Here is a 22,740-nt window from a genome sequence, read left to right as displayed (position 1 = left end):
GGCAAGGCAAGCAAGGCAGATTTTAGGATATGGGCTCTCATCTTCCACCTTACGGCATCGAAACCTCGTATCTCGACGGGCAGGTCCTCGTTGCCATGCCGGGGATGATGGATGAGCGCTTCGCGCGCTCCGTGATTTATGTCTGCGCCCATTCTGCGGAAGGGGCGATGGGGATCATCCTCAACCGCCCCGCGACGAATGTGAACATGCCCGATCTCCTGGTGCAGCTCGAGATCATCCCGGAACTGGAGCGGATCCGGCTGCCGCAGCGGGTCGGGACCATGCAGGTGCTGATGGGCGGGCCCGTGGAGACGAGCCGCGGCTTCGTTCTGCATTCGCCTGATTTCCATATCGAGCAATCGACGCTGCCCATCGACGACAGCGTCTGCCTGACGGCAACCATCGACATCCTGCGTGCCATCGCCGCCGGGCGTGGACCTGAGAACGCGGTGCTGGCGCTGGGCTATGCCGGCTGGGGTGCAGGCCAGCTGGAAATGGAACTTCAGGCCAATGGCTGGCTCAACTGCCCCGCGGATGCGGAGCTGATCTTCAACACCGCCGTCGACCTGCGCTACGAGATGGCCCTGCGCCGGATCGGGATCGAGCCGGCGATGCTGTCCATGGAAGCTGGCCACGCCTGATCAGGCGGCGGCCGGCGCTGCTCCCACGAGCTGGCGTGCCTGCAGCGTCGACATCGGCTCGCCGAAGACCGATCCCTGCGCATATTCGCAGCCGAGCTGGTAGAGCTCGATGGCTTCCGACTCGCTCTCCGCACCTTCCGCGACGATCTCCATCCCGAGTTCGTGTGCCATCTTGACGATGGAACGCAGAATGACCGGCTTGCCGGAGGCCATCAGACGCACGAAGGACTCGTCCACCTTGATCGTGTCGAACGGGAAGCGTTGCAGATAGGTGAGGGCGGAATAGCCCGTGCCGAAATCGTCGAGCGAGAGCCCGGCGCCGAGATCGCGCAGGCGAGCGAGCATCTGCGCCGAGTATTCCGGGTTCTCCATCACGAGGCTCTCGGTCATCTCGATCTTGAGCGTGCCGGGCAGGACACCTGAGCGGGCGATGACCGTCTTCACATCCTGCAGCAGATCGTGCCGGAGCAGGTGCTGGCTCGACATGTTGACGCTGGCGAAGATCGGCGGCTCGACCTCCAGCGCATTCTGCCATGCGGCGAGCTCGCGGCCGGTCTGTTCCAGCAGGAACACGCTCAGCTTGATGATGAGGCCGGTTTCCTCGGCGATGGACATGAAGTCCTCGGGACCGATGCGGCCGAGGCGCGGGTGGTCCCAGCGCAGCATCGATTCGAAGCCGGCGATGGTCCGGTCCTCGAGGCGGACGATCGGCTTGAACAGAACCTTCATCTCGTTGCGGTCGACCGCATGCCGAAGGTCGGTCTCCATCGTGAAATGGTCGCTGCGGTCGGAGCGCATGGTCGGCCGGAAGACCTCGATCCGGTCGCCTCCATGGCGGCGCGCATGGGCCATCGCGATCTCGGCGTTGCGCAGCACCTCCTCGCGCCGCGCGGCGATCTGCGGATCGTAGAGAGCGATGCCGATGGACGCGGTGAGGAAGATCTCGCGCTCGGCATAGGTGAACGGCGTCGTCACCACGCGGCGAACCATGTCGGCGAAGGAGATGATCCGGTCGGTTTCACGCTCGGAGAGCAGGATGATGGCGAATTCGTCGCCCGAGATGCGGGCCAGGGTATCCTGCGGCTTGAGCAGGCGGCTCAGGCGACGGGACAGGGTGAGCAGAACCGAGTCGCCGGCGGCGAACCCGGCGATGGCGTTCGTTTCCTTCAGCTTGTCGAGATCGACGACGAGCACGGTGGGACGTAAGGAATCATCCTGGCTGGCGAAGGTGAGGGCGGCTTCGAGGCGGTCGTAGAAGAGCTGCCGGTTCGGAAGGCTCGTCAGGTTGTCGTGCACGGCATCGTGCAGCAGGCGCTCCTCGGCCGTCTTGCTGTCCATGACGTCGGCGAGCGTGCCGACGATGCGCAGAACCTCGCCGTCCGAACCGATCACGGGGCGCGCCTTGAGGCGGAACCAATGGTGGGCACCGGAAGCCGAGCGCAGGCGGAAATCCTGGGTCAGGCGGCCACGGCGCTGCTCGATCACCGCATCGAGGGCGAGCCGGTAGCGATCCTTGTCGAAGGGGTGGATCAGGTCGAGCCAGGCGGAGGCCGGGCCTTCGAGGGAGCCGCGCTTCAATCCGAGCTGATGCTCGACCTCGGGGCTGACGAAGATATTGTCGGAGACCACGTCCCAGTCGAACACGATGTCGCCGGCGCCGGTCAATGCGAGCGCCCTGCGCTCCGTGTCGTTCACGAAGCCACGGGTGAAGGCGCCGCCGGCGAAGGCGTGCTGCATCACGGTGAAACCGATCAGCATGACCACGAGCACGAGGCCGCCGACGAGAGCGGGAGGCACGAGGTCAGAGGAAAGCTGGCCCACCACGGTAAAGCTTGCCGCCGTCACCCAGGCCACCAGGAGCAGCCATGTGGGAACGAGCATGACCGCGCGGTCATAGCCGTGCGTCGCCAGATGGATCACCAGGACGAAGCCGATACCGGCCACGGCGGCGATCGACATGCGGGCGACGCCCGAGGCGACCGGCGGATCGACGATGGCGAGCGCCACGAGGCCGCCGAGGAAGAGAAGCCAGAACGCGGTCACGTGGCTGTAGCGCACGTGCCAGCGGTTGAGGTTGAGATAGGCGAAGAGGAAGACCAGGAGGGTCGCCGCGAGCACCGCTTCCGCGCCGGCGCGATAGACCTGCTCGGTCGCCTCGGTGATCGGGAAGATGCGCTGGAAGAAGCCGAAATCGATGCAGGCATAGGCCAGGACCGCCCAGGCAAGGGCCGCCGCCGCCGGGAAGATCAGGGCGCCCTTCACCACGAAGACGATGGTGAGGAACAGGGCCAGCAGGCCGGCAATGCCGATGATGATGCCCTTGTAGAGGGTCAGGCCGTTGACGCGATCCTTATAGGCGTCCGCGTCCCAGAGATGGAGCTGGGGAAGGTTGTCCGTACGCAGCTCCGCCACGAAGGTGACCGTGGTGCCGGGATCGAGGGTGATCAGAAAGAGGTCCGCATCTGCGCTGTCGTCCCGCTCGGGCCTGATACCCTGGCTCGCGGTGATCGCCGCGATGCGGGTCGCGCCGAGGTCGGGCCAGAGGACGCCCGAGCCGGTGAGACGGAAATGCGGAGCGACCAGAAGCCGGTCCACCTGCTCGTCGGTGTCGTTGGTCAGCGCGAAGACCATCCAGTCCGGCCGCGTGCCCGCCTCGCGGGCCTTCACCGCGATGCGGCGGACGATTCCGTCACGTCCCGGGGCGGTGGAAATCCTGATCTCGTCCCCATCCGAGTTGTAGCGCTCGATGGCCGGCGTGAGGTCGATGGCCTTCATCTTGGGGTCGACGCGCACAGATTCGACGGCCCAGCCGGTCGACGGCAAGGCCAGCCCCAGGAATGTCGCCAAAAGAAGGGTTATGGCGAAAGATACGATCCGCAATGCTTCGGTCTTTCGTCCGGTACTAGACAGTGGAATAGGATTGGTACCGGTCAGGAGGCTTGAGGGCAAGGTGGAGCCTCTCTTGGCCCCCACTTGTCCGCAGGACTCGATTGTTATTGTTACAAGCGGGCTGTGAGACCAGTTTGCGGCGGGATTGAGGAGATCACATCATGCCATGTCACCGGCACCGATCCCCGGATCAAGTCCGGGCAGATGATGACCATGCGGCAGGTGTCGTCCCCGTCAGACCTAAGAGGCTGGCTCGTCAATCTCTCGCCTCATCCTGAGGAGCCACGGAGTGGCGTCTCGAAGGAGGGTCCAGAGCGCAATGGAAACGCCCTCGTCCTTCGAGACGGTCACTCCGTGACCTCCTCAGGATGAGGGCTAGGGGGCGGAAACCCTTTTGAGCCAGATGCTCGGAACAGGTGCGGCGCAAAACCTCAGCCGCGCAGGGTCGAGGCGATGCGGTCGAGGGACGGGAGATCCTTGATCGGGCCGATGGCTGCGAGCGTCGGGGTACCCTGCAACAGGCGGCGCCCCGCCTCGCGCACATGCTCCACTTCGAGGGCGTCGACCTTCTTCTTGATCTCTTCGCTGGAGATCAGCCGTCCCCAGGACAGGCTCTGGCGCGCGACCCGCTCGATGCGGCCGCCGGGAGCCTCCAGGGCGGTGAGAAGGGCTACCTTCATCTGCGCCTTGGCGCGGATCAGCTCGACCTCGCTGATGTCCTGTGTCGCCTCGACCATGCAGGCGAGCGTCACGTCCATCAATTCGCTCACATCCGCCCCCGCCGTTCCGGCGCCGATGCCGAAGAGGCCGCAATCGGAGAAGGGCCAGTGGAACGAATCGATGGAATAGGCGAGACCGCGGGTCTCGCGCACCTCGTGCCAGAGGCGCGAGGTCAGGCCGCCGCCGAGAATATGGGCGAAGAGGTGGGTTGCGAAGTAATCCGGATCCTTGAAGGACAGGCCGGGCAGCCCGAGAACGATATTGGCCTGTTCGAGCTTGCGCGGGATGCGCCTTTCGCCGCCCGTGTAGCGTCCCGACTCCGGCTGGCGCGGCGCAACGGCGGGCATGGCGCCGAACAGGCGATCCGCGATCTCGACGATCTGCGCATGATCGACGTCGCCTGCTGCGGCGAGCACCATCTTGCCGGGGGTGTATTCCCGCGCCAGGAACGCGCGGATCGTCGCCTCGTCGAAACTCCTGATGGTGTCCGGCGTGCCGAGGATCGGCCGGCCGACTGCCTGGCCCGCGAAGGCCGTTTCCATGAAGGCGTCGTAGATCAGGTCGTCGGGAGTATCCTCGACGGCGGCGTATTCCTGCAGGATCACGCCTTTCTCGCGGGCGAGCTCGCCGGGGTCGAAGGCCGAGTTGATGAGAATGTCGCCGAGCACGTCGAGGGCGACATCCACGTCCTCCCCGAGGACGCGGGCGGTGTAGCTCGTGTATTCGACGCTCGTCGCGGCGTTGATGTCGCCGCCCACATTCTCGATGTCCTCGGCGATCTGCCTGGCCGAGCGTCGCGCCGTTCTTTTGAACGCCATGTGCTCGATGAGATGCGAGAGGCCATGCTCATGCGGCTCTTCGTGCCGCGAGCCGGTGCCGACCCAGACGCCGAGAGTCGCGGTGGCGATCTCGGGCATGCGCTCGGTGGCGACCATCAGGCCGTTGGACAGGGTGGTGATGTCGATCCGCTTCTCGCGGACGAAATGCTGGTTCATGCGGCAGCGCCTCTGACCGCCCGTGCGCGCTCGCGGATGAAGCGCTCGACCGCAGCCTGATCGTTCGGGAGAATCGTGAAGCTCTCCTTGCGCTCCATCAGATCCGCCATGTGCGGCGGAAGTGCGGGGCGGATGCCCGTCGCGCGCTCGACCGCATCGGGAAATTTCGCGGGATGGGCGGTGGAGAGGGCGATGACGGGCGTTTGCGGATCGTCCTTCAGCAGCGCGCGGCCGGCACGGGTGCCGACGGCGCTGTGCGGATCGAGCACATAGCCGGTGCTGCGATAGGTCTCCGCCATCTCCGCGATCACGTTGTCTTCGTTCACGGCCGTCGCCGTGAATTCGTTACGGATGCGCGCGAGCGGATCCGCGTCGATGGTGAAGGCACGGGACTGGTTGAGGCTCGCCATGAGGCGGCGCACGGCCCCGCCGTCGCGGCCGTAGACCTCGAACAGCAGCCGTTCGAAATTGGACGAGATCTGAATGTCCATCGACGGCGAGGTGGTGGGCTCGACGCCCTTCATCTCGTAGGTGCCCGAGGCGAGGGTTCGGGCCAGGATGTCGTTGGCGTTGGTGCCGATCATCAGCCGATCTATGGGCAGTCCCATCCGCTTGGCGACGAAGCCGGCGAGGATATCGCCGAAATTGCCGGTGGGCACCGAGAAGGACACCGGGCGGTAGGGCGAGCCCAGCGCGACGGCGGCGGTGAAATAGTAGACCGCCTGCGCCGCGACGCGCGCCCAGTTGATCGAGTTCACGCCGGAGAGCTGCAGCTCGTCGCGGAAGCGGGCATGGTTGAACATGCCCTTCACCATGGTCTGGCAATCGTCGAAGGTGCCCTCGACCGCCAGCGCATGGACGTTCGGCGAGGCCACCGTCGTCATCTGGCGCCGCTGCACGTCCGAGACGCGGCCATGCGGGTAGAGGATGAAGATGTCGACCTGATCGAGCCCCTTGAAGGCCTCGACCGCGGCGCTTCCCGTGTCGCCCGAGGTGGCGCCGACGATGGTGGCGCGTGCGCCGCGGCTTTTAAGCACGTGGTCCATGAGCCGCCCGAGCAGCTGCATCGCCACGTCCTTGAAGGCAAGCGTCGGGCCGTGAAAGAGCTCGAGCACGAACAGGTTGTCGCCGATCTGCGTCAGCGGGCAGACGGCGGCGTGCCGGAACGAGGCGTAAGCCTCGTCGATCATGCCCCCGAATGCGGCCTCGGGAATGTCGCCGTCGACCAGGGGGCCGAGCGCGGCCTTTGCGACCTCCGCATAGGGTTGCCCGGCGAAACCGCGGATCGTTTCGGCCGTGAGTGCCGGCCAAGCTTCCGGGAGGTAGAGGCCGCCGTCACGGGCAAGGCCGGTCAGCAGGGCATCGGCGAAACCGAGCGCGGGGGCTTCCCCCCGGGTCGAGACATGGAGCACGTTGGATCTCCTGGAAATTCCGGCGGACATTAGAGCGGTTTGCAATCTTTTTGAAATTGCAAACCGCTCTAATGGGTCATTAGCCGCATCTTCTTATCGGCGAACCGGTATCCACTTCGCCGGAAGATGCTTTATGGTCATGAACCGGACACGGCAAGCCGCATCCGGTCGCAGATATCATGGTTTTATGCGCGCCATCGCATAGGCATCGACGAAGGCGCCGCCCCGGAAGGCATAATCCCGGTGGGTGCCCTCCATCGCGAACCCGTGGCGCTCGTAGAGGGCGACGGCCCGCGCATTGTCCACGTAGACGGTCAGTTCGATCCGCCGCAGGTTCATCCAGTCGTCGGCGATCATGATCAGCTCGCGCAGCAGCCGGGAGCCGATGCCCTGTCCGCAGAATTCGTCGTGCAGGCCCATGCCGAGATAGGCGACGTGGGCACGCCGTCCCGTCTGGTGCTCGAACCCTCCGCTGCCGATGATCCGGCCGCTTTTCTCGACAACCAGGCTGACATTGTTGGCCGGGTTCAGGCTCTCGAGCCATTTCAGGGTCGCCTCCGGGGTCTGATGAGGCAGCCGCAACGTGCCCCAACGATAGCCGGGCATGTTCGCGAGCGCCGCGATTCCCTCGCAATCCATGGGGCGGGCTGCGCGAATGACGATGTCCTCGACGGGACTGGGGGGATGATTTTCAGGCTGCTGGTTCATGTCGCTCTCCTCTGAAGGGGGCGGAGGCGAACCGAAGCTTTTTGGAGAAGCCCTGCTCGTCTCCGCAGGGCTTGTCGGGAATGCTCGACGCTTAACCGATGCGCAAAGCCTCTCCCGTACGCCCTGCAAGGCGCATCGTGAGACGGGTTACGGACGTGAGAAGCGTGAACATGGGAGACATGGTACAATCGTCAGGACGATAAGCCAAGCTCGCCGCCTTGGGATGCTTTCGCCCATGCGCATGACCCGGATCGACTGGATCCTGCTCCCCATTCTGGCCGGCGTGCTGGCAGGCATAGCCCTCGGTGCGTTTCTCTTGGCGGGCTTCCTTGGCCTCGGCGTTCTCGGTCTCATCATCGGCGTCATGGCCCAGCGCATCGAACTGGAGAAGGATGGCGCTACCAGCAATGACATGACGACTTCGCTCTATGCGCAGCAATTCATCGCGCAGGAGCGCATGACCCGCGCCGAGCGGGCCGAGCGGAGAGCGGAGAACGAGGCGCTTCTGAAATGGCTCTTCGTCGCCAAGGTGGTCAGCGCCGGGCTGATCATCCTCGGCTTCGGCCTCTTCGTCCTATTTCAGCTCGGCTGAAGCCGGCCCCTGCAGCCGCCGCCAGGCGAAGGCCGCGAAGACGCCGATGAGCGTCAGCGCGATTCCGAACCAGGTGATCGCGTATTGCAGGTGGTTGTTCGGCAGGGTCAGCGGGGTCTGTCCGCCGCGCGGCCAGCCGCCGGGATTGGGGCTCGCATCCGCGTCGATCAGGAAAGGCGCCACGCGCTCGAGCTTGTGGGCTGCGGCAATGGCCTGCGGGTCGCGGGCGAACCATTGGTTCTTGGCGGGGTCGTCATTGGGCGTAAACGTGTTGCGCACCTCCGGAGCGCGCACGAGGCCGGTGATCGTCACATCGCCCGTGGGCTGGCTCTCGGAGCGGCGGGCGGGATCGCGCAGATCGGTCGGGATGAAGCCGCGGTTGACCATCACGATGGCGCCGCTCGCAAGCTTCAGGGGCGTGATCAGATAATAGCCCTGGATCGGCGCGCCCTGACGCTCGCCTGGAGCGAGGCCGTAGACGGGGGCTTCGAACTCATGAAGGAAGGTGCCGGTCACCCGAACCTTGCGGAACTCGTCCCGGTCCGCCCGCCAGGAGGCCCATTCCGGTTCCGGCAGGATGGCGCCCGGCTCGCCATAGGCGCGGGCCTGGATCTGCGCGATCAGGTCTTCCTTCCAGGCCATGCGCTGGAGCTGCCAGGTGCCTAGCCCGATCAGGATGGCCAGCGCCACGAGGGCCGCAAGACCCGGAACGACGAGCGAGCGTCCCTTGTGCGATCCGGAGGCGGTCACTTGTGGAAGCGCCCTTCCTCGGCCTTGTGGTGGTATTGCAGATTGACCAGCACGCCCTTGAGCGGCCGCACGAGGAGGAGGCTGAGGGCGATGCTCAGGGTCGTCCACATGATGAGGTGAAGCCAGATCGGCGGCTCATAGGTGAACTCGGCCCACAGCGCCAGGGCCACCACCACGATGCCGACGAAGGACATCACGAAGAAGGCCGGCCCGTCGCCCGTATCGGCGAAGGCGAGATCGAGGCCGCAGGCCTCGCATTTCGGCTGAACCTTCAGGAAGCCCTGGAACAGATGCCCCTTGCCGCAGCGGGGGCACAGCCCCTTCAGTCCGGTCGTGATGGGCGAGGGCAGGGAAGGATCGTGAGCCACGGCTTTTCTCCAGACAAGTGCCGGTCGGCGAACTCTCTCGCAGATGGCGACGAGGAGCCCAAAAGCGAAGGGCGGCCTGACGCCGCCCCTGCCGGATCTCAATTGCGGTAAGGGGGGTCAGTGACCGCCGCCGGCCACCGGGCCGCCGTAGCCCCACACGTAGATGGCGGCGAAGAGGAACAGCCACACCACGTCGACGAAGTGCCAGTACCAGGCGGCGAACTCGAAGCCGAGGTGCTGCTTGGGCGTGAAGTCGCCGCGATAGGCGCGCAGCAGGCAGACGGCGAGGAAGATCGTGCCGATGATCACGTGCGCGCCGTGGAAACCCGTCGCCATGAAGAAGGTGGCGCCGTAGATGTTGCCTTTGAAGCCGAAGGCCGCGTGGCTGTACTCGTAGGCCTGAACGAAGCTGAACAGGATGCCGAGGATCACCGTGAGCCACAGGCCCGCCTTGAGGCCCTGGCGGTCGTTCTCGAGAAGCGCGTGGTGCGCCCAGGTCACCGTGGTGCCCGAGGTGAGCAGGATCAGGGTGTTGAGGAGCGGCAGGTGCCAGGGGTCGAAGGTCTCGATGCCCTTGGGCGGCCACACGCCGCCGAGTGCCTCGACGCGGGCGTAGAGCTGCGGGTCGCCGGCATAGAGCGCCGCGTCGAAATAAGCCCAGAACCAGGCAGCGAAGAACATCACCTCGGAGGCGATGAACATCATCATGCCGTAGCGGTGGTGGAGCTGGACCACGCGGGTGTGCGAGCCCGTGTTGGCCTCCTTCACCACGTCGGTCCACCAGCTGAGCATGGTGTAGAGAACGCCGATGATGCCTGCGCCGAAAATGAACGGGCCGAGATGCATCCCGGCAATGGTGAGGGCCTTCCACCAGGTCACGAACCCGGATGCCATGAGGAAGGCGCTGACCGCGCCGATGAGCGGCCACGGGCTCGGCTCAAGGATGTGGTAGTCGTGGTTCTTGGCGTGGGCCTCGGCCATTTCGTGTCGTCTCCGTGCCTCGAAGGTGATCTCGCTTTAGGACGTTTCCGCCCAGCTTGTCACGTCCCTTATTGCGCGATGGGTTTGGTGGATGATGTCGCCTCCGCCACCGGCTTGCCCCCCTTGGAGGGGAAGTAGGTGTAGGAGAGAGTGATGGAGGTCAGATCCTTCACGTCGGGGTCCTGCACGAGGCGGGGGTCGACGTAGAACACGACCGCGGATTCCAGAGTCTCGCCCGGCTGGAGCGTTTGCTCGGTGAAGCAGAAGCATTCGAGCTTCGAGAAATAGGTGCCGGCGAGGTCCGGCTGCACGTTGTAGGTGGCGATCCCCGTGCTCGGCCTGTCGCCGGCATTGGTGACCTTGTAATAAACCGTCGTGGTCTCGCCGAGCTTGACCTTGACCTCGGGCTTCTCCGGCGAAAAGCGCCAGTTGAGGCCGGGCGCCACGTTGGAGTCGAAGCGCACGGAGATGATCCGGTCCATCACCTCGGAGCCGTTCTCGTCGCGGACGATCGGCGTGCCGCCGAAGCCCGTCACCTTGCAGAAGAGGTCGTAGAGCGGCACGGAGGCGTAGGCGAGGCCGACCATGCCCACGACGATGCCGACGCAGGCGAAGGCCGTGCGTTGCATCTTGCGTTCGAGGTTGGGAGTCTCAGCCATGTCGAACCTCACATAGGACGCTGCATGACGCCGGGCCCGAGCTTCGCGATCGTGATCACGTAGAAGATCAGCACGAGGCCGCCGAGGGTGAGAGCCAGCGCCAGCGAACGTTTGCGACGCCGCTTCTGTTCCTCGGGAGTCAGGCTGCGGGGAGCTTTGGGGTCAGCCATCCGATCACCCGAAAACCGGCCGGAAGAAGCCGAAACCGTGCTCCGCGAGCAGGGTCGCGAAGAGCAGGAAGAGGTACAGGATGGAAAAGCCGAAGAGCTGCTGGGCCACCCGCATGGCCGGCTCGCCCTTGCGCAGGCGATAGACCTGCACCGCTAGCGCCAGCATCCCGAGGCCGCCGACGAGCGAGACGATGGCATAGGCGAGGCCGCCGAAGCCGAGCGCGACGGGCGCCATGCCCAGCGGCGCCAGAAGGACGGTGTAGGCCAGGATCTGGAAGCGGGTGGCATCCGGCCCGGCCACATTCGGCAGCATGGGAATGCCGGCGCGCTCGTAATCGCTCGACTTCACCAGGGCGAGCGCCCAGAAATGCGGCGGCGTCCACATGAAGATGATCGCGAACAGCACGATGCTGTCCAGCGCGACGTGACCGGTCACGGCGGCCTGCGCCACGACCGGGGGGAGGGCACCTGCCGCGCCGCCGATGACGATGTTCTGCGGCGTCCAGCGTTTCAGCCACATGGAGTAGATCACCACGTAGAAGAAGATCGTGAAGGCGAGGAGGCCTGCAGCGAGCCAGTTGCTGGCAAGGCCGAGGATAATGACCGAACCGAAGGCCAGGGTCAGGCCGAAGGCGAGCGCCTCGCCGGGCTGGATCTTGCCGGCCGGGATCGGACGCTTGCGCGTGCGGGTCATGATCGCGTCGATATCGGCATCCCACCACATGTTCAGGGCACCGGAGGCGCCGCCACCGACAGCGATCATCAGCAGGGACACGAACGCAACGACGGGATGAACGTCCGGATGGCTCACCACCATGCCGACGAGCGCGGTGAAGACGACGAGAAACATCACGCGCGGCTTCAGGAGAGCGAAGAAGTCGGACACGTCACCCTGAGAGAGGCCTGCGGTGACGCGGCTTTCGGTTTGGGGTTCGGCCAGGCTGTTCGACATGGTGCTCATAACTGAATCTTCCGAAATGCCGTGACGAGGCCGAAAAGGCCTCCGATGGTCGGCTCCTCGCCGGAGGGCTTGAAAAGTGAAGCCCTCTGGGGAGGAGCGGGCGGCGCAGGGCCGCCCACTCGAATACTTTAGTGGCCCGTGTCGATGACGCGCGGCAGCGTCTCGAACTGGTGGTACGGAGGCGGAGAGGACAGCGTCCATTCCAGCGTCGTCGCACCTTCGCCCCACGGATTGTCGGCGGCCTTTTCCTTGCGGACGAAAGCATAGACCACGCCGAACATGAAGATGAAGAGGCCGGCGAAGAAGATGTAGGCGCCAATCGAGGACACGAGGTTCCAGCCCGCGAAGGCATCCGGGTAATCCGCATAGCGGCGCGGCATGCCGGAGAGGCCGAGGAAGTGCATCGGGAAGAACAGCACGTTGGCGCCGATGAACGCGACCCAGAAATGCAGCCTGCCGATCCAGTCGGGCATGATGTAGCCGGTGATCTTCGGGAACCAGTAGTAGATGCCGGCGAAGATCACGAAGACCGCGCCGAGCGACAGCACGTAGTGGAAGTGGGCCACCACGTAATAGGTGTCGTGCATGTAGCGGTCGATGGGAGCGTTCGCCAGCACGACGCCGGTGACGCCGCCGACCGTGAACAGGAACACGAAGCCCACAGCCCACTGCATCGCCGCCGTGAAGCGGATGGAGCCGCCCCACATGGTGGCGATCCACGAGAAGATCTTCACGCCGGTGGGAACCGCGATCACCATCGTGGCGAACACGAAATAGGCCTGCGTCTGCAGCGAGAGGCCGACCGTGTACATGTGGTGTGCCCACACGACGAAGCCGACCACGCCGATCGCCACCATGGCATAGGCCATGCCGAGATAACCGAAGATCGGCTTCTTGGAGAAGGTGGAGATGATGTGGGACACGATGCCGAAGGCCGGCAGGATCATGATGTACACTTCGGGGTGGCCGAAGAACCAGAACAAGTGCTGGTAGAGCACCGGATCGCCGCCGCCCGACGGCTCGAAGAAGGTCGTGCCGAAGTTGCGGTCGGTGAGCAGCATCGTGATCGCACCCGCGAGAACCGGCAGCGACAGGAGCAGCAGGAACGCGGTCACCAGCATGGCCCAGGCGAAGAGCGGCATCTTGTGCAGCGTCATGCCCGGAGCGCGCATGTTGAGGATCGTGGTGATGAAGTTGATCGCGCCGAGGATCGAGGCGGCACCGGCGAGGTGCAGGGCCAGGATGCCGAAGTCGAGCGCGGGACCCGGATGGCCCGCGGTCGAGAGCGGCGGATAGACCGTCCAGCCGCCGCCGAAGCCGAGCGAGCCCGGAGCGCCTTCGACGAAGAGCGAGCAGAGCATCAGGCCGAAGGCCGAAACGGTGAGCCAGAACGAGATGTTGTTCATCCGCGGGAAGGCCATGTCGGGTGCGCCGATCATGAGCGGGATGAACCAGTTGCCGAAACCGCCGATCAGCGTGGGCATTACCATGAAGAACACCATGATGAGGCCGTGGCCGGTCACGAAGACATTGAAGGCCTGCGGATTCGAGAAGTACTGGAGGCCGGGCTCCTGCAGCTCCAGGCGCATGGCGACGGAGAGAAGGCCGCCGACGATGCCCGCCGTGAAGCCGAAGATCAGGTAGAGCGTGCCGATATCCTTGTGGTTCGTCGAATAGAACCAACGGCGCCAGAAGGTCGGAAGGTGATCGTGGTGATCCGCGTGAGCGGCATCAGCTGCATGTGCCATGATGAGACCTCTGTGGTCCTTCTTACAATTACTGAGCGGTGGCGAACTTGAGCGGGGCAGAGCTTTCGGTCGAAGCATACTTCTGCTTCGCCTCGGCAAGCCAAGCGGCAAATTGCTGCTCGCTCACGACGCGGATTTCGATCGGCATGTAGGGATGGCCGTTGCCGCAGAGTTCGGAGCACTGGCCGAAATAGACGCCTTCCTTCTCGGCCTTGAACCAGGTCTCGTTCAGGCGACCGGGAACGGCATCGACCTTGATGTAGAAGGACGGCATGGCGAAGGCGTGGATCACGTCGGCGGAGGTCACCTGGACGCGCACGACCTTGCCGACCGGAACGACCATGGCGTTGTCGGCGCCGAGCAGACGCGGCTGATCGGGCTTCAGGTCCTTGGCTTCGGTGATCATGTTCGAATCGAACTTGAAGCCGCCGCCCTGATCGGCGGGATACTCGTAGCCCCAGTACCAGGAAAAGCCGGTCGCCTTGACCACGAGGTCGGCCTGCGGCGGAACGAGCTGCTGGCGCAGGAGGCGGAAGGAGGGAATGGCGATCGCCACGAGGATCAGCACCGGAACGATGGTCCAGGCGACCTCGAGAAGGGTGTTGTGCGTGGTCTTGGAGGGAACCGGATTCTTGTTCTCGTTGAAGCGTACGACGACCGCAATGAGCAGCGCCAGCACGAAGAGGCTGACCACCGTGATCAACCAGAGCAGATAGGTATGGAAGTTGGACACGCTCTGTCCCAACTCGGTGACCATGTCCTGCATGCCCATTTCCCAGGGGGAGGGCCGGCCGGCCGCAGCCGATGCCTCACTTATGCCCAACACAAGTGCGACCGCTGCCGTGGAGAGGGCGGTCACCGATCGACGTGCATTCTCGATCCGCATCGGCGTTCCAAAGCTCCTAAAGATGTGATGGCGCAAGGCCATAGAAAGCATCGGGGAAGGCGCGGGCATGCAGAAATCGGCGCCCGGCTTGCGCCATCACCTTTGATCTGCGTCAAAGACCACAGGACGCGCTCAAGCGCAACGGTAGAAGCGTTCCAAACTGTGCGTCATAACCGCCAAAAAGCATTTCGACCTGCCAAACGGCCTCTCTCGCTTGACATCGCGGCCCCTGCCATGGTCCCAACGGGGCCAAAGATGGATCGAAGCGGCGATGGCCGCTGCCCTCGTCAGAGGGATTCGCGAATGGAGAAACCGATGGGCGCATCGCGGTGGGTTCGTTCCGGTGCGGCGGCATTCCTGGGGCTCTCGGCCCTGTTGGGAGCCAGCGGAGCCGGCGCTCAGGGCATGGTCAAGAACACCTACGGCGAGTGGCAGATGCGCTGCGAGACGCCTGCCGGAGCGACGGCCGAGCAATGCGCCCTCGTGCAGAACGTGGTGGCCGAGGACCGCCCCAACGTCACGCTCGTCATTATCGTGTTGAAAACCGCCGACGGCAAAAGCCGCCTCCTGCGCGTCGTCGCGCCTCTGGGTATTCTGTTGCCCTCGGGCCTCGGCCTCAAGATCGACCAGACGGATATCGGCCGCGCCGGCTTCGTGCGTTGCCTGGCGACCGGCTGCGTCGCCGAGGTCGTGATGGAGGACAGTCTGATCAGCCAGATGAAGACCGGCCAGCAGGCCACCTTCATCGTGTTCCAGACGCCGGAGGAGGGGATCGGCATTCCCGTGTCCCTGAATGGATTCGCGGCAGGGTTCGACGCCCTTCCGTAACAGATTGAAGAAAAGACTGGGGGCGATCATGAGAGATGGATTGAGCCGGAAGGCCGGATGGACGCTCGCCGTGCTCGGCCTGACGGCGCTGGCGGGCTGCAGTTCACCGGGACAGGGCAGCATCGGGGTCGGCGAAATGCTGCTGACCGGCGGAATGACGCGGCCGCCTCCCCAGGCCGTTGTGAACCGCGACGTCTATTGCCCGAGCATCGAGGTCTTCGACGGCGGCTCGGTCCTCCAGGTTCGCGGCGGCGGCGAGGCCGGCTCGGTGCGCAGCCAGCTCACTCTCGGCGAGATCGCCCGCGAATGCGTCGGCCAGACGGACGGCTCGACTCTGGTCAGAATCGGCGTGGAGGCAAGGGCGCTTCTGGGCGTCGGCGGGTCCGCAGGCCGCTACGACATTCCGGTCCATATCGTGGTGAAGGACGGCTCCACCGTCTTCGCCAACCGGACCCGCCGCGTGGCGGCGGCGATCCCGGCAGGCCAGACCCAGGCGACGGTCTCCGTGATCGAGGAGGGCATCGTGGTTCCGGCCGCCAATGCCAACAGCTTCGAGATCGAGGTTGGCCTCGGGACCGGCACCGGTACCGGGCGTCGCGGCTAATAAAGCACCGCCGCGCCCGCGCGCTGGTTGAGCGGAATGGCAAGGACCTTGTCGATCCGGCGCTCGTCGAGGTCGATGACCTCGAAGCGCCAGCCGAGCGTCTCCACATGTTCGCCCGTGGTCGGCAGGTGCTGAAGCTCGCTGATCACGAGGCCGCCGACCGTGTGGTAGCTCCGGCTCTCCGGCAGGGTCACCCCGAGAATCTCGGCCATTTCGTCGACGGGCATGGAGCCCGCGAGCAGCCATGAGCCGTCCTCGCGCCGGACCGCATCGGGCTCCGGAGCCTCGCCGTCGGACCGGAAGGCGCCGACGATGGCCTCCAGCGCATCGGCCGGGGTCACGACCCCCTCGAAATGCCCGTATTCGTCATGAACCAGCGCCATCGGCACCTCCGCGTCGCGGAGTGTGGCGAGTGCATCGAGAGCATAGAGCGTATCCGGAATCACCGGTGCCTGCTGAACATGCTTGCGGATGTCGAGCGGCTGGCCGGACAGCATGGATGCCAGCAGCTCGCGCGACTGCACGACGCCGATCACGTTGTCGGGCGTGTTCTCGCTGACGGGCAGGCGCGAATGCGGGGTCTCGATCAGCAGCTGGCGGATCGTCTCGTCGTCGTCGTCGAGGTCGATCCAGTCCACATCCGTCCGCGGCGTCATGAGGCCGCGCACCGTCCGGTCGCCGAGGCGGAGCACGCCCGAGATCATCCGCCGCTCCTCCTCCTCGATGACGCCGGCGCTCTCGGCCTCGCCGACGAGCAGCTTGATCTCCTCTTCGGTCACGGTCGACGAATCGTCGGACTTGGTGCCGATCAGGCGGAAGATCAGGCTGGTGGAGGCATTCAGGAGCCAGACCGCGGGGGCCGCGACCTTCGAGAGCACCAGCATCAGGGGGGCCATGGTGCAGGCGATGGTCTCCGGGTTGCGGAGCGCCAGCTGCTTCGGCACCAGCTCGCCGATGACGATGGAAAGATAGGTGATCGCGCCGATCACGAGGCCGTAGCCCAGGGGTTCGGCCGCGCCCTCGGGCATGCCCTGGCCTAAGAGGATCTGGGTCAGCCGGTCGCCGAGCGCGGCGCCGGAGAAGGCGCCGGCCAGGATGCCGACGAGGGTGATGCCGATCTGGACCGTGGACAGGAACCGGCCCGAATCCTCCATGAGAATCAAGGCCGTGCCGGCACCGGAGCGGCCCTGCTCGGCCATGGCCTTGAGACGGGGCCGCCGGGCGGAGACGATGGCAAGTTCGGAAAGAGCGAAGACGCCGTTGAGGGCGACGAGAGCGAGAGCGATGATCAGTTCTAGCAACGATGCAAGGAGCTGCTGACCGGATCAGGCCGCGCTTCTCCCCTTCTGTGAAAAGATGGCCCTTAAGATGGAGCGTCGGGGGGCTGCCGTCAATTAAAGGGTGAGAAGGATCGCCCTGCTTTGTCGGGTAGTGGCTCAGTTTGCCTCCGCCCGTCATTCCGGGTTCCGCTACGCGGCCCCGGAATGACAGCGGCCCGGTCGGAACTCAATCAGAACTCAAACTGAGTCACTCCTCTTTGTTGACAGGAGGTCATTTCCTCTTCAGAGCTAAACCCAGCCGATGATCCCCGCGGAAGAGACCGGGCTTAGAGCCCGGCGCCGAAGGCGCAACCGCCCCGGAAACGCTCAGGCCAAAGGACCGCGCGGGAGCTGGCACTCTGGAAAGCGGCGACGCCATGGTGTCGCCCACCGACGGGCGTAACCCGCCGCAGAAGCGGTGAGGGAAATCTCTCAGGTCTCGGGACAGAGGGGGCGCAGAGCAACGGGCCGCAAGGCTCGATGGAACGCGCACCTTTGAGGAAATCCGATGGCCGAGCCGGTACATAGCGACGAGCCGCTCCTGAAAACCCCGCTCCATGCCGAGCATGTGGCCCTTGGCGCCCGCATGGTGCCCTTCGCCGGCTACGACATGCCGGTGCAGTACCCCACCGGCATCCTGACCGAGCACAACTGGACCCGCGAGCATGCGGGCCTGTTCGACGTCTCCCACATGGGCCAGGCCTTCCTCGTCGCCGAGGACAAGAGCCATGAGACCGTGGCGAAGGCCCTCGAGGCGCTGATTCCCGCCGATGTGCTGAACCTGAAGCCCAACCAGCAGCGCTATTCGCAGCTACTCGCCGACGACGCCGGCATCCTCGACGACCTCATGGTCACCCGCGTCGGCGCGCCCGGCCACGAGGGCTGGCTCTATCTCGTCGTGAACGCCTCCATGAAGGAGCAGGACTACGCCCATATCCAGGCTCGCCTGCCCAAGGGCGTCAGCCTCAACCGCAAGGACGATCTCGGCCTGATGGCCCTGCAGGGACCGTCCGCCGAGGCGGTTCTCGCCAGGCTCGCGCCCGAGACGGCAGGCCTGCCGTTCATGATGTCCGCCGATGTGCAGATCGACGGCATCTGGTGCCACGTCTCCCGCTCCGGCTATACCGGCGAGGACGGCTTCGAGATCTCCTGCCATGGTGAGGATGCGGCCAAGCTCTGGACCAAGCTCCTCGCCGATCCGGAGGTGAAGGCCATCGGCCTCGGCGCGCGCGATTCGCTCCGGCTCGAGGCGGGGCTCTGCCTCTACGGCCACGACATCGACACTACGACCTCGCCCATCGAAGCCGGCCTGATCTGGTCGATCCAGAAGCGCCGCCGCGAGGAGGGGGGCTTTCCGGGCGCCGCCCGCGTCCAGAGTGAGATCAAGGACGGTGCTTCCCGCGTTCGCGTCGGCATCAGGCCCGAAGGCCGCGCCCCGGCCCGCGAGGGTGCTGTCATCACCACGCCCGACGGGCGCGAGGTCGGCATCGTGACCTCCGGCGGCTTCGGCCCTACCGTCAACGGCCCGGTCGCCATGGGCTATGTGGCGAAGGACGTGTCCGCCATCGGCACCGATCTTCATCTCGTCGTTCGCGGCAAGCCGCTGCCGGCCAAGGTCGCGGCCATGCCGTTCGCACCGCATCGCTACAAGCGCTGACATTTCAAGAAGAGGGAATTCATCATGACCACGCGCTACACCAAGGATCACGAATATATCCGCGTCGAGGGCGATGCCGGCATCGTCGGCATTTCCGATTATGCGCAGGGCCAGCTCGGCGATGTCGTGTTCGTGGAACTGCCGAGCGTCGGCAAGAATCTGTCGAAGGGTGATGAAGCGGCCGTCGTCGAAAGCGTGAAGGCGGCAAGCGAAGTCTACGCACCCGTCTCCGGCGAGGTGGTCGACGTCAACCGCGATCTCGAAGCTTCGCCCGGCACGGTCAACGAGGATCCCGCCGGCCGCGGCTGGTTCATGAAGATCCGCCTGACGAATCCGAGCGAGCTCGACGGCCTCATGACCGAGGAACAGTATCAGGAGTTTGTGAAGTCGATCAGCTGAAAACAGCGATCGCAAATAAAGGGGGGCACCATGTCACACGACGCACACGAATACACAGCTACCGTCCGCTGGAGCCGCGACGGCGCGACCTTTTCAGATAGCCGCTACAGCCGCGGCCATTCCTGGTCGTTCGATTGCGGCATCGAGGTTCTCGCATCCGCATCGCCGTCGGTGGTGCCGCTGCCGCTCTCGCGGGAGGATGCCGTCGATCCGGAGGAGGCTTTCGTCGCGGCGGTGTCGAGCTGCCACATGCTCACCTTCCTCTCGATCGCTGCCAAGAAGCGCTACGTGATCGACAGCTATGTGGATCACGCCCTCGGCATCATGACGCCCAACGAGAAGGGCAAGCTGTATGTGTCCAAGGTGACATTGGACCCCGAGATCAAGTTCTCGGGCGACAAGATCCCGACGCCCGAGCAGATCGCCGACCTGCATCACATTTCCCACCAGGAATGCTTCATCGCCAATTCCGTCATCACGGAGATTGTCGTGGCGGGCATTCCCTCGCACTAATCGTAAGGTTTCTTACCGATGCGCTATTTGCCTTTGTCCGACACCGACCGCGGCGAGATGCTCGCGCGGATCGGCGTCAACCATGTTGACGAGCTGTTCGCCGATGTGCCGCAAAACCTGCTCCTGACGGAGCCGGTGGATCTGCCGCGCCGCAAGGGCGAATTGGAGGTGGAGCGCATCCTCTCCCGCATGTCCGCGAAGAACGTCTCGGCCTCGAGCGTGCCGTTCTTCGTGGGCGCCGGCGCCTACAAGCACCACGTGCCCGCAACCGTCGATCACCTGATCCAGCGCTCCGAGTTCCTGACGAGCTACACGCCGTATCAGCCCGAGATCGCTCAAGGGACGCTGCAATATCTGTTCGAGTTCCAGACTCAAGTGGCCACGCTCACCGGCATGGATGTGGCGAACGCCTCCATGTATGACGGCTCCACCGGCACGGGCGAGGCGGTGTTGATGGCGCATCGCGTCACCAAGCGCCGCAAGGCCGTGCTCTCGGGCGGCCTGCATCCGCACTATGCCGATGTGGTGAAGACGCTCTCCGACATGGCGAGCGACGAAACGATTATCCTCGCGCCGGACGTGACCGGCACCGAGGACATTCTCGCGCAGATCGACGACACCACCTCCTGCGTCGTCGTGCAGTCGCCGGACGTGTTCGGCAACGTGCGCGACCTGAAGCCCATCGCCGACAAGGCGCATCAGCACGGCGCATTGCTGATCGCTGTCTTCACCGAAGTGGTGTCGCTGGGCCTGCTGAGGTCGCCCGGAAGCATGGGCGCCGACATCGTGGTGGGCGAGGGGCAGTCGATCGGCAATGCGCTGAATTTCGGTGGGCCTTACGTGGGCCTCTTCGCCACCCAGTCGAAGTACATCCGCCAGATGCCGGGCCGCCTCTGCGGCGAGACGGTGGATGCGGATGGAAACCGGGGCTTCGTGCTGACGCTGTCGACCCGCGAGCAGCACATCCGCCGCGACAAGGCGACGTCGAATATCTGCACGAATTCAGGGCTTTGCTCGCTCGCCTTCACCATTCACATGACGCTGCTCGGCGAAGCCGGTCTCTCGCGGCTCGCCCGCATCAACCATGCCAATGCGGTGAAGCTGGCGGATCAGCTTGCCGCCGTGAAGGGCGTCGAGGTTCTCAACAAGACCTTCTTCAACGAGTTCACCGTGAAGCTCACAAAGCCCGCCGCCGAAGTGGTCGAGCGTCTCGCCGAGAAGGGCGTGCTTGCCGGCGTGCCCGCGTCGCGTCTCCTGCCTGGCGCCGGCCTCGACAACCTGCTGCTCGTCGCTTCCACCGAAGTGAACACCGATGATGACCGCGCGGCCTTCTGTGCCGCCTTGAAGGAGGTTCTGTGATGTTGAACCGCCAGGGACGTCCCTCTTCCGCCGGCGAGGCCGGCACCACCACGCATCCGACCTTCACGGGCAACAAGGCGCTGGCGCAGGTCGAGCCGCTGCTGTTCGAGATCGGCCGCTATGACACGACCGGCGTCGATCTCGACGAGCCGGAGGATCTCAAGCCGCGCCTCGGCGGGCTGGAGCGCAAGGAGGCCATCGGCCTGCCGGGCCTCTCAGAGCCCGAGACCATGCGCCATTACGTGCGCCTCAGCCAACAGAACTACGGCATCGATACGGGCCTGTTCCCGCTCGGCTCCTGCACCATGAAGCACAATGCTCGGCTCAACGAGCGTGTCGCGCGCCTGCCGGGCTTTGCCGACGCGCATCCGCTGCAGCCGGTCTCGACCGTGCAGGGTGCTCTCGAGCTCATGAACGAGCTCGGGCGCTATCTGATCACGCTCACCAACATGACGGCCGTCGCGCTATCGCCGAAGGCCGGCGCCCATGGCGAGCTCTGCGGCATGATGGCGATCAAGGCCGCCATCGAGGCGAAGGGCGAGGGCGCCACACGCAACGTGGTGTTGGTGCCCGATTCGGCGCATGGCACGAACCCGGCGACCGCGGCTCTCATCGGCTTCAAGGTGAAGCCGGTGCCGGCGCGCGATGACGGCTTCGTGCATGTGGAGGACGTGAAGAAGCTGCTCGGTCCCGACGTCGCGGCGATCATGCTCACCAACCCCAACACCTGCGGCCTGTTCGAGCCGCAGGTGGCGGAGATCGCCAAGGCGATCCACGATGCGGGCGCCTATTTCTACTGCGACGGCGCCAACTTCAACGCCATCGTCGGTAAAGCGCGTCCCGGCGATCTCGGCGTCGATGCCATGCACATCAACCTGCATAAGACTTTTTCCACGCCCCACGGCGGCGGCGGTCCGGGCTCCGGCCCGGTGGTGCTCTCCGCCCGTCTCGCGCCCTTCGCGCCGGTGCCGTTCGTCCGCGCAGGCAAGAATGGTTTCGAGCTGGTGGAGCAGGAAAGCGATGCGGCGGAAAAACCTTTCGGCCGCATGACCGCGTTCCACGGCCAGATGGGCATGTATGTGCGCGCCTTGTCCTACATGCTCTCGCATGGCGCGGACGGCATGAAGCAGGCCTCGGAAGACGCCGTGCTCAACGCCAACTACATCCGCGCCGGCCTGTCGGATCTGCTCTCGCTGCCCTTCGGCGACAAGCCGTGCATGCACGAGGTGCTGTTCGACGATGCGTGGCTGAAGGACACGGGCGTGACCACGCTCGATGTGGCGAAGGCGATGATCGACGAGGGCTATCACCCGATGACCATGTACTTCCCGCTGGTGGTGCATGGCGCCATGCTGATCGAGCCGACGGAATCCGAATCGAAATCGTCCCTCGACCTCTTCATCGCGACGCTCCGCGACCTCGCCATGGCCGCGAAGAAGGGCGACACGGAGCGCTTCACCGGCGCCCCCTACCACGCCCCGCGCCGCCGCCTCGACGAGACCCGCGCCGCGCGCAATCCGGTGCTCAAATGGACGCCGCCCGCGCCCGTGGCGGAAGCGGCTGAATAGGCCTTTAAGATCC

At 65.0% G+C, this 22,740-nt stretch carries 22 protein-coding genes and 1 riboswitch; of the genes, 9 read left to right on the top strand and 13 right to left on the bottom strand.

Annotation, left to right across the window (positions count from 1 at the left end):
• The first annotated feature begins 29 nt into the window (after positions 1-29).
• A complete protein-coding gene (locus JKL46_RS23370; RefSeq protein ID WP_201837896.1) occupies positions 30-641 on the top strand; it encodes a YqgE/AlgH family protein in 612 nt (203 codons plus the stop codon).
• Here the strand turns inward: JKL46_RS23370 and JKL46_RS23365 are convergent, their stop codons facing one another.
• The 4 genes from JKL46_RS23365 to JKL46_RS23350 form a co-directional block, all read right to left on the bottom strand.
• Complete coding sequence (locus tag JKL46_RS23365; protein ID WP_201837894.1) at positions 642-3,521, bottom strand: EAL domain-containing protein; 2,880 nt, start codon at positions 3,519-3,521, stop codon at positions 642-644.
• Positions 3,522-3,961: 440 nt separating this feature from the next.
• Positions 3,962-5,245 (bottom strand): M16 family metallopeptidase, encoded by a 1,284-nt coding sequence (locus tag JKL46_RS23360; RefSeq protein ID WP_201837892.1) that lies wholly within the window; start codon positions 5,243-5,245, stop codon positions 3,962-3,964.
• Positions 5,242-6,657 (bottom strand): threonine synthase, encoded by a 1,416-nt coding sequence (thrC, locus tag JKL46_RS23355; protein WP_201837890.1) that lies wholly within the window; start codon positions 6,655-6,657, stop codon positions 5,242-5,244. The genes JKL46_RS23360 and thrC overlap by 4 nt, the downstream gene beginning before the upstream one ends.
• A gap of 177 nt (positions 6,658-6,834) precedes the next feature.
• Positions 6,835-7,365, bottom strand: coding sequence for a GNAT family N-acetyltransferase (locus JKL46_RS23350; RefSeq protein ID WP_201837888.1), 531 nt, complete (start codon positions 7,363-7,365; stop codon positions 6,835-6,837).
• A 235-nt stretch (positions 7,366-7,600) separates the two neighbouring features.
• Between JKL46_RS23350 and JKL46_RS23345 the strand changes: the two genes are divergently transcribed.
• Positions 7,601-7,957 carry a hypothetical protein gene (locus JKL46_RS23345; protein WP_201837886.1) on the top strand — a complete coding sequence of 119 codons (357 nt, stop codon included), beginning with the start codon at positions 7,601-7,603 and terminating at the stop codon, positions 7,955-7,957.
• Here JKL46_RS23345 and JKL46_RS23340 read toward each other — a convergent pair.
• The 8 genes from JKL46_RS23340 to coxB all read right to left on the bottom strand — a co-directional run bounded on the left by JKL46_RS23340 (position 7,940) and on the right by coxB (position 14,480).
• Positions 7,940-8,707, bottom strand: a complete 768-nt coding sequence (locus tag JKL46_RS23340) for an SURF1 family cytochrome oxidase biogenesis protein (protein WP_201837884.1) — start codon at positions 8,705-8,707, stop codon at positions 7,940-7,942. The two genes, JKL46_RS23345 and JKL46_RS23340, sit on opposite strands and share 18 nt — an antisense overlap.
• Positions 8,704-9,075 carry a DUF983 domain-containing protein gene (locus JKL46_RS23335; protein ID WP_201837882.1) on the bottom strand — a complete coding sequence of 124 codons (372 nt, stop codon included), beginning with the start codon at positions 9,073-9,075 and terminating at the stop codon, positions 8,704-8,706. Before JKL46_RS23335 ends, JKL46_RS23340 begins: the two co-directional genes overlap by 4 nt.
• Positions 9,076-9,192: 117 nt before the next feature.
• Positions 9,193-10,056 carry a cytochrome c oxidase subunit 3 gene (locus JKL46_RS23330; protein ID WP_201837879.1) on the bottom strand — a complete coding sequence of 288 codons (864 nt, stop codon included), beginning with the start codon at positions 10,054-10,056 and terminating at the stop codon, positions 9,193-9,195.
• 68 nt (positions 10,057-10,124) lie between these two features.
• A complete protein-coding gene (locus JKL46_RS23325) occupies positions 10,125-10,715 on the bottom strand; it encodes a cytochrome c oxidase assembly protein (protein ID WP_201837877.1) in 591 nt (196 codons plus the stop codon).
• Between the two features lie 8 nt (positions 10,716-10,723).
• Complete coding sequence (locus tag JKL46_RS23320; RefSeq protein WP_201837875.1) at positions 10,724-10,885, bottom strand: hypothetical protein; 162 nt, start codon at positions 10,883-10,885, stop codon at positions 10,724-10,726.
• A 4-nt stretch (positions 10,886-10,889) separates the two neighbouring features.
• Entirely contained in the window at positions 10,890-11,846 is a 957-nt protein-coding gene (locus JKL46_RS23315) for a heme o synthase (RefSeq protein ID WP_201837873.1), read from the bottom strand.
• A gap of 128 nt (positions 11,847-11,974) precedes the next feature.
• On the bottom strand, positions 11,975-13,594 hold the full coding sequence (gene ctaD / locus JKL46_RS23310; RefSeq protein WP_201837871.1) for a cytochrome c oxidase subunit I: 1,620 nt from the start codon (positions 13,592-13,594) through the stop codon (positions 11,975-11,977).
• Between the two features lie 28 nt (positions 13,595-13,622).
• The gene (coxB, locus tag JKL46_RS23305) at positions 13,623-14,480 is read right to left on the bottom strand and encodes a cytochrome c oxidase subunit II (protein WP_201837869.1); all 858 of its coding nucleotides are present in this window, start codon (positions 14,478-14,480) and stop codon (positions 13,623-13,625) included.
• Positions 14,481-14,795: 315 nt separating this feature from the next.
• Here coxB and JKL46_RS23300 point away from each other — a divergent pair, with 315 nt between their 5' ends.
• A complete protein-coding gene (locus JKL46_RS23300) occupies positions 14,796-15,308 on the top strand; it encodes an invasion associated locus B family protein (RefSeq protein ID WP_201837867.1) in 513 nt (170 codons plus the stop codon).
• A 28-nt stretch (positions 15,309-15,336) separates the two neighbouring features.
• Entirely contained in the window at positions 15,337-15,912 is a 576-nt protein-coding gene (locus tag JKL46_RS23295) for a hypothetical protein (protein ID WP_201837865.1), read from the top strand.
• Here JKL46_RS23295 and JKL46_RS23290 read toward each other — a convergent pair.
• Entirely contained in the window at positions 15,909-17,213 is a 1,305-nt protein-coding gene (locus JKL46_RS23290; protein WP_201837863.1) for a hemolysin family protein, read from the bottom strand. The genes JKL46_RS23295 and JKL46_RS23290 overlap by 4 nt on opposite strands.
• Positions 17,214-17,493: 280 nt before the next feature.
• A riboswitch (glycine riboswitch) is annotated at positions 17,494-17,584 on the top strand.
• Between the two features lie 155 nt (positions 17,585-17,739).
• Here JKL46_RS23290 and gcvT point away from each other — a divergent pair.
• From gcvT to gcvPB, 5 genes are read left to right on the top strand one after another with little or no spacing between them, the layout of a single operon-like run.
• A complete protein-coding gene (gcvT, locus tag JKL46_RS23285) occupies positions 17,740-18,888 on the top strand; it encodes a glycine cleavage system aminomethyltransferase GcvT (protein ID WP_201837861.1) in 1,149 nt (382 codons plus the stop codon).
• Between the two features lie 24 nt (positions 18,889-18,912).
• A complete protein-coding gene (gene gcvH / locus JKL46_RS23280; protein ID WP_201837859.1) occupies positions 18,913-19,287 on the top strand; it encodes a glycine cleavage system protein GcvH in 375 nt (124 codons plus the stop codon).
• A 30-nt stretch (positions 19,288-19,317) separates the two neighbouring features.
• On the top strand, positions 19,318-19,800 hold the full coding sequence (locus JKL46_RS23275) for an OsmC family protein (protein ID WP_201837856.1): 483 nt from the start codon (positions 19,318-19,320) through the stop codon (positions 19,798-19,800).
• A gap of 18 nt (positions 19,801-19,818) precedes the next feature.
• A complete protein-coding gene (gene gcvPA, locus JKL46_RS23270) occupies positions 19,819-21,159 on the top strand; it encodes an aminomethyl-transferring glycine dehydrogenase subunit GcvPA (protein ID WP_201837854.1) in 1,341 nt (446 codons plus the stop codon).
• Positions 21,159-22,727 (top strand): aminomethyl-transferring glycine dehydrogenase subunit GcvPB, encoded by a 1,569-nt coding sequence (gene gcvPB, locus JKL46_RS23265; RefSeq protein WP_201837852.1) that lies wholly within the window; start codon positions 21,159-21,161, stop codon positions 22,725-22,727. The genes gcvPA and gcvPB overlap by 1 nt, the downstream gene beginning before the upstream one ends.
• Positions 22,728-22,740: the final 13 nt, after the last annotated feature.

Source organism: Microvirga zambiensis WSM3693 (genome assembly GCF_016735695.1).
GTDB lineage: Bacteria > Pseudomonadota > Alphaproteobacteria > Rhizobiales > Beijerinckiaceae > Microvirga > Microvirga zambiensis.
The sequence above is the reverse complement of the archived record's forward strand: the minus strand, read 5'-3'. Positions and strand labels throughout refer to the sequence as shown.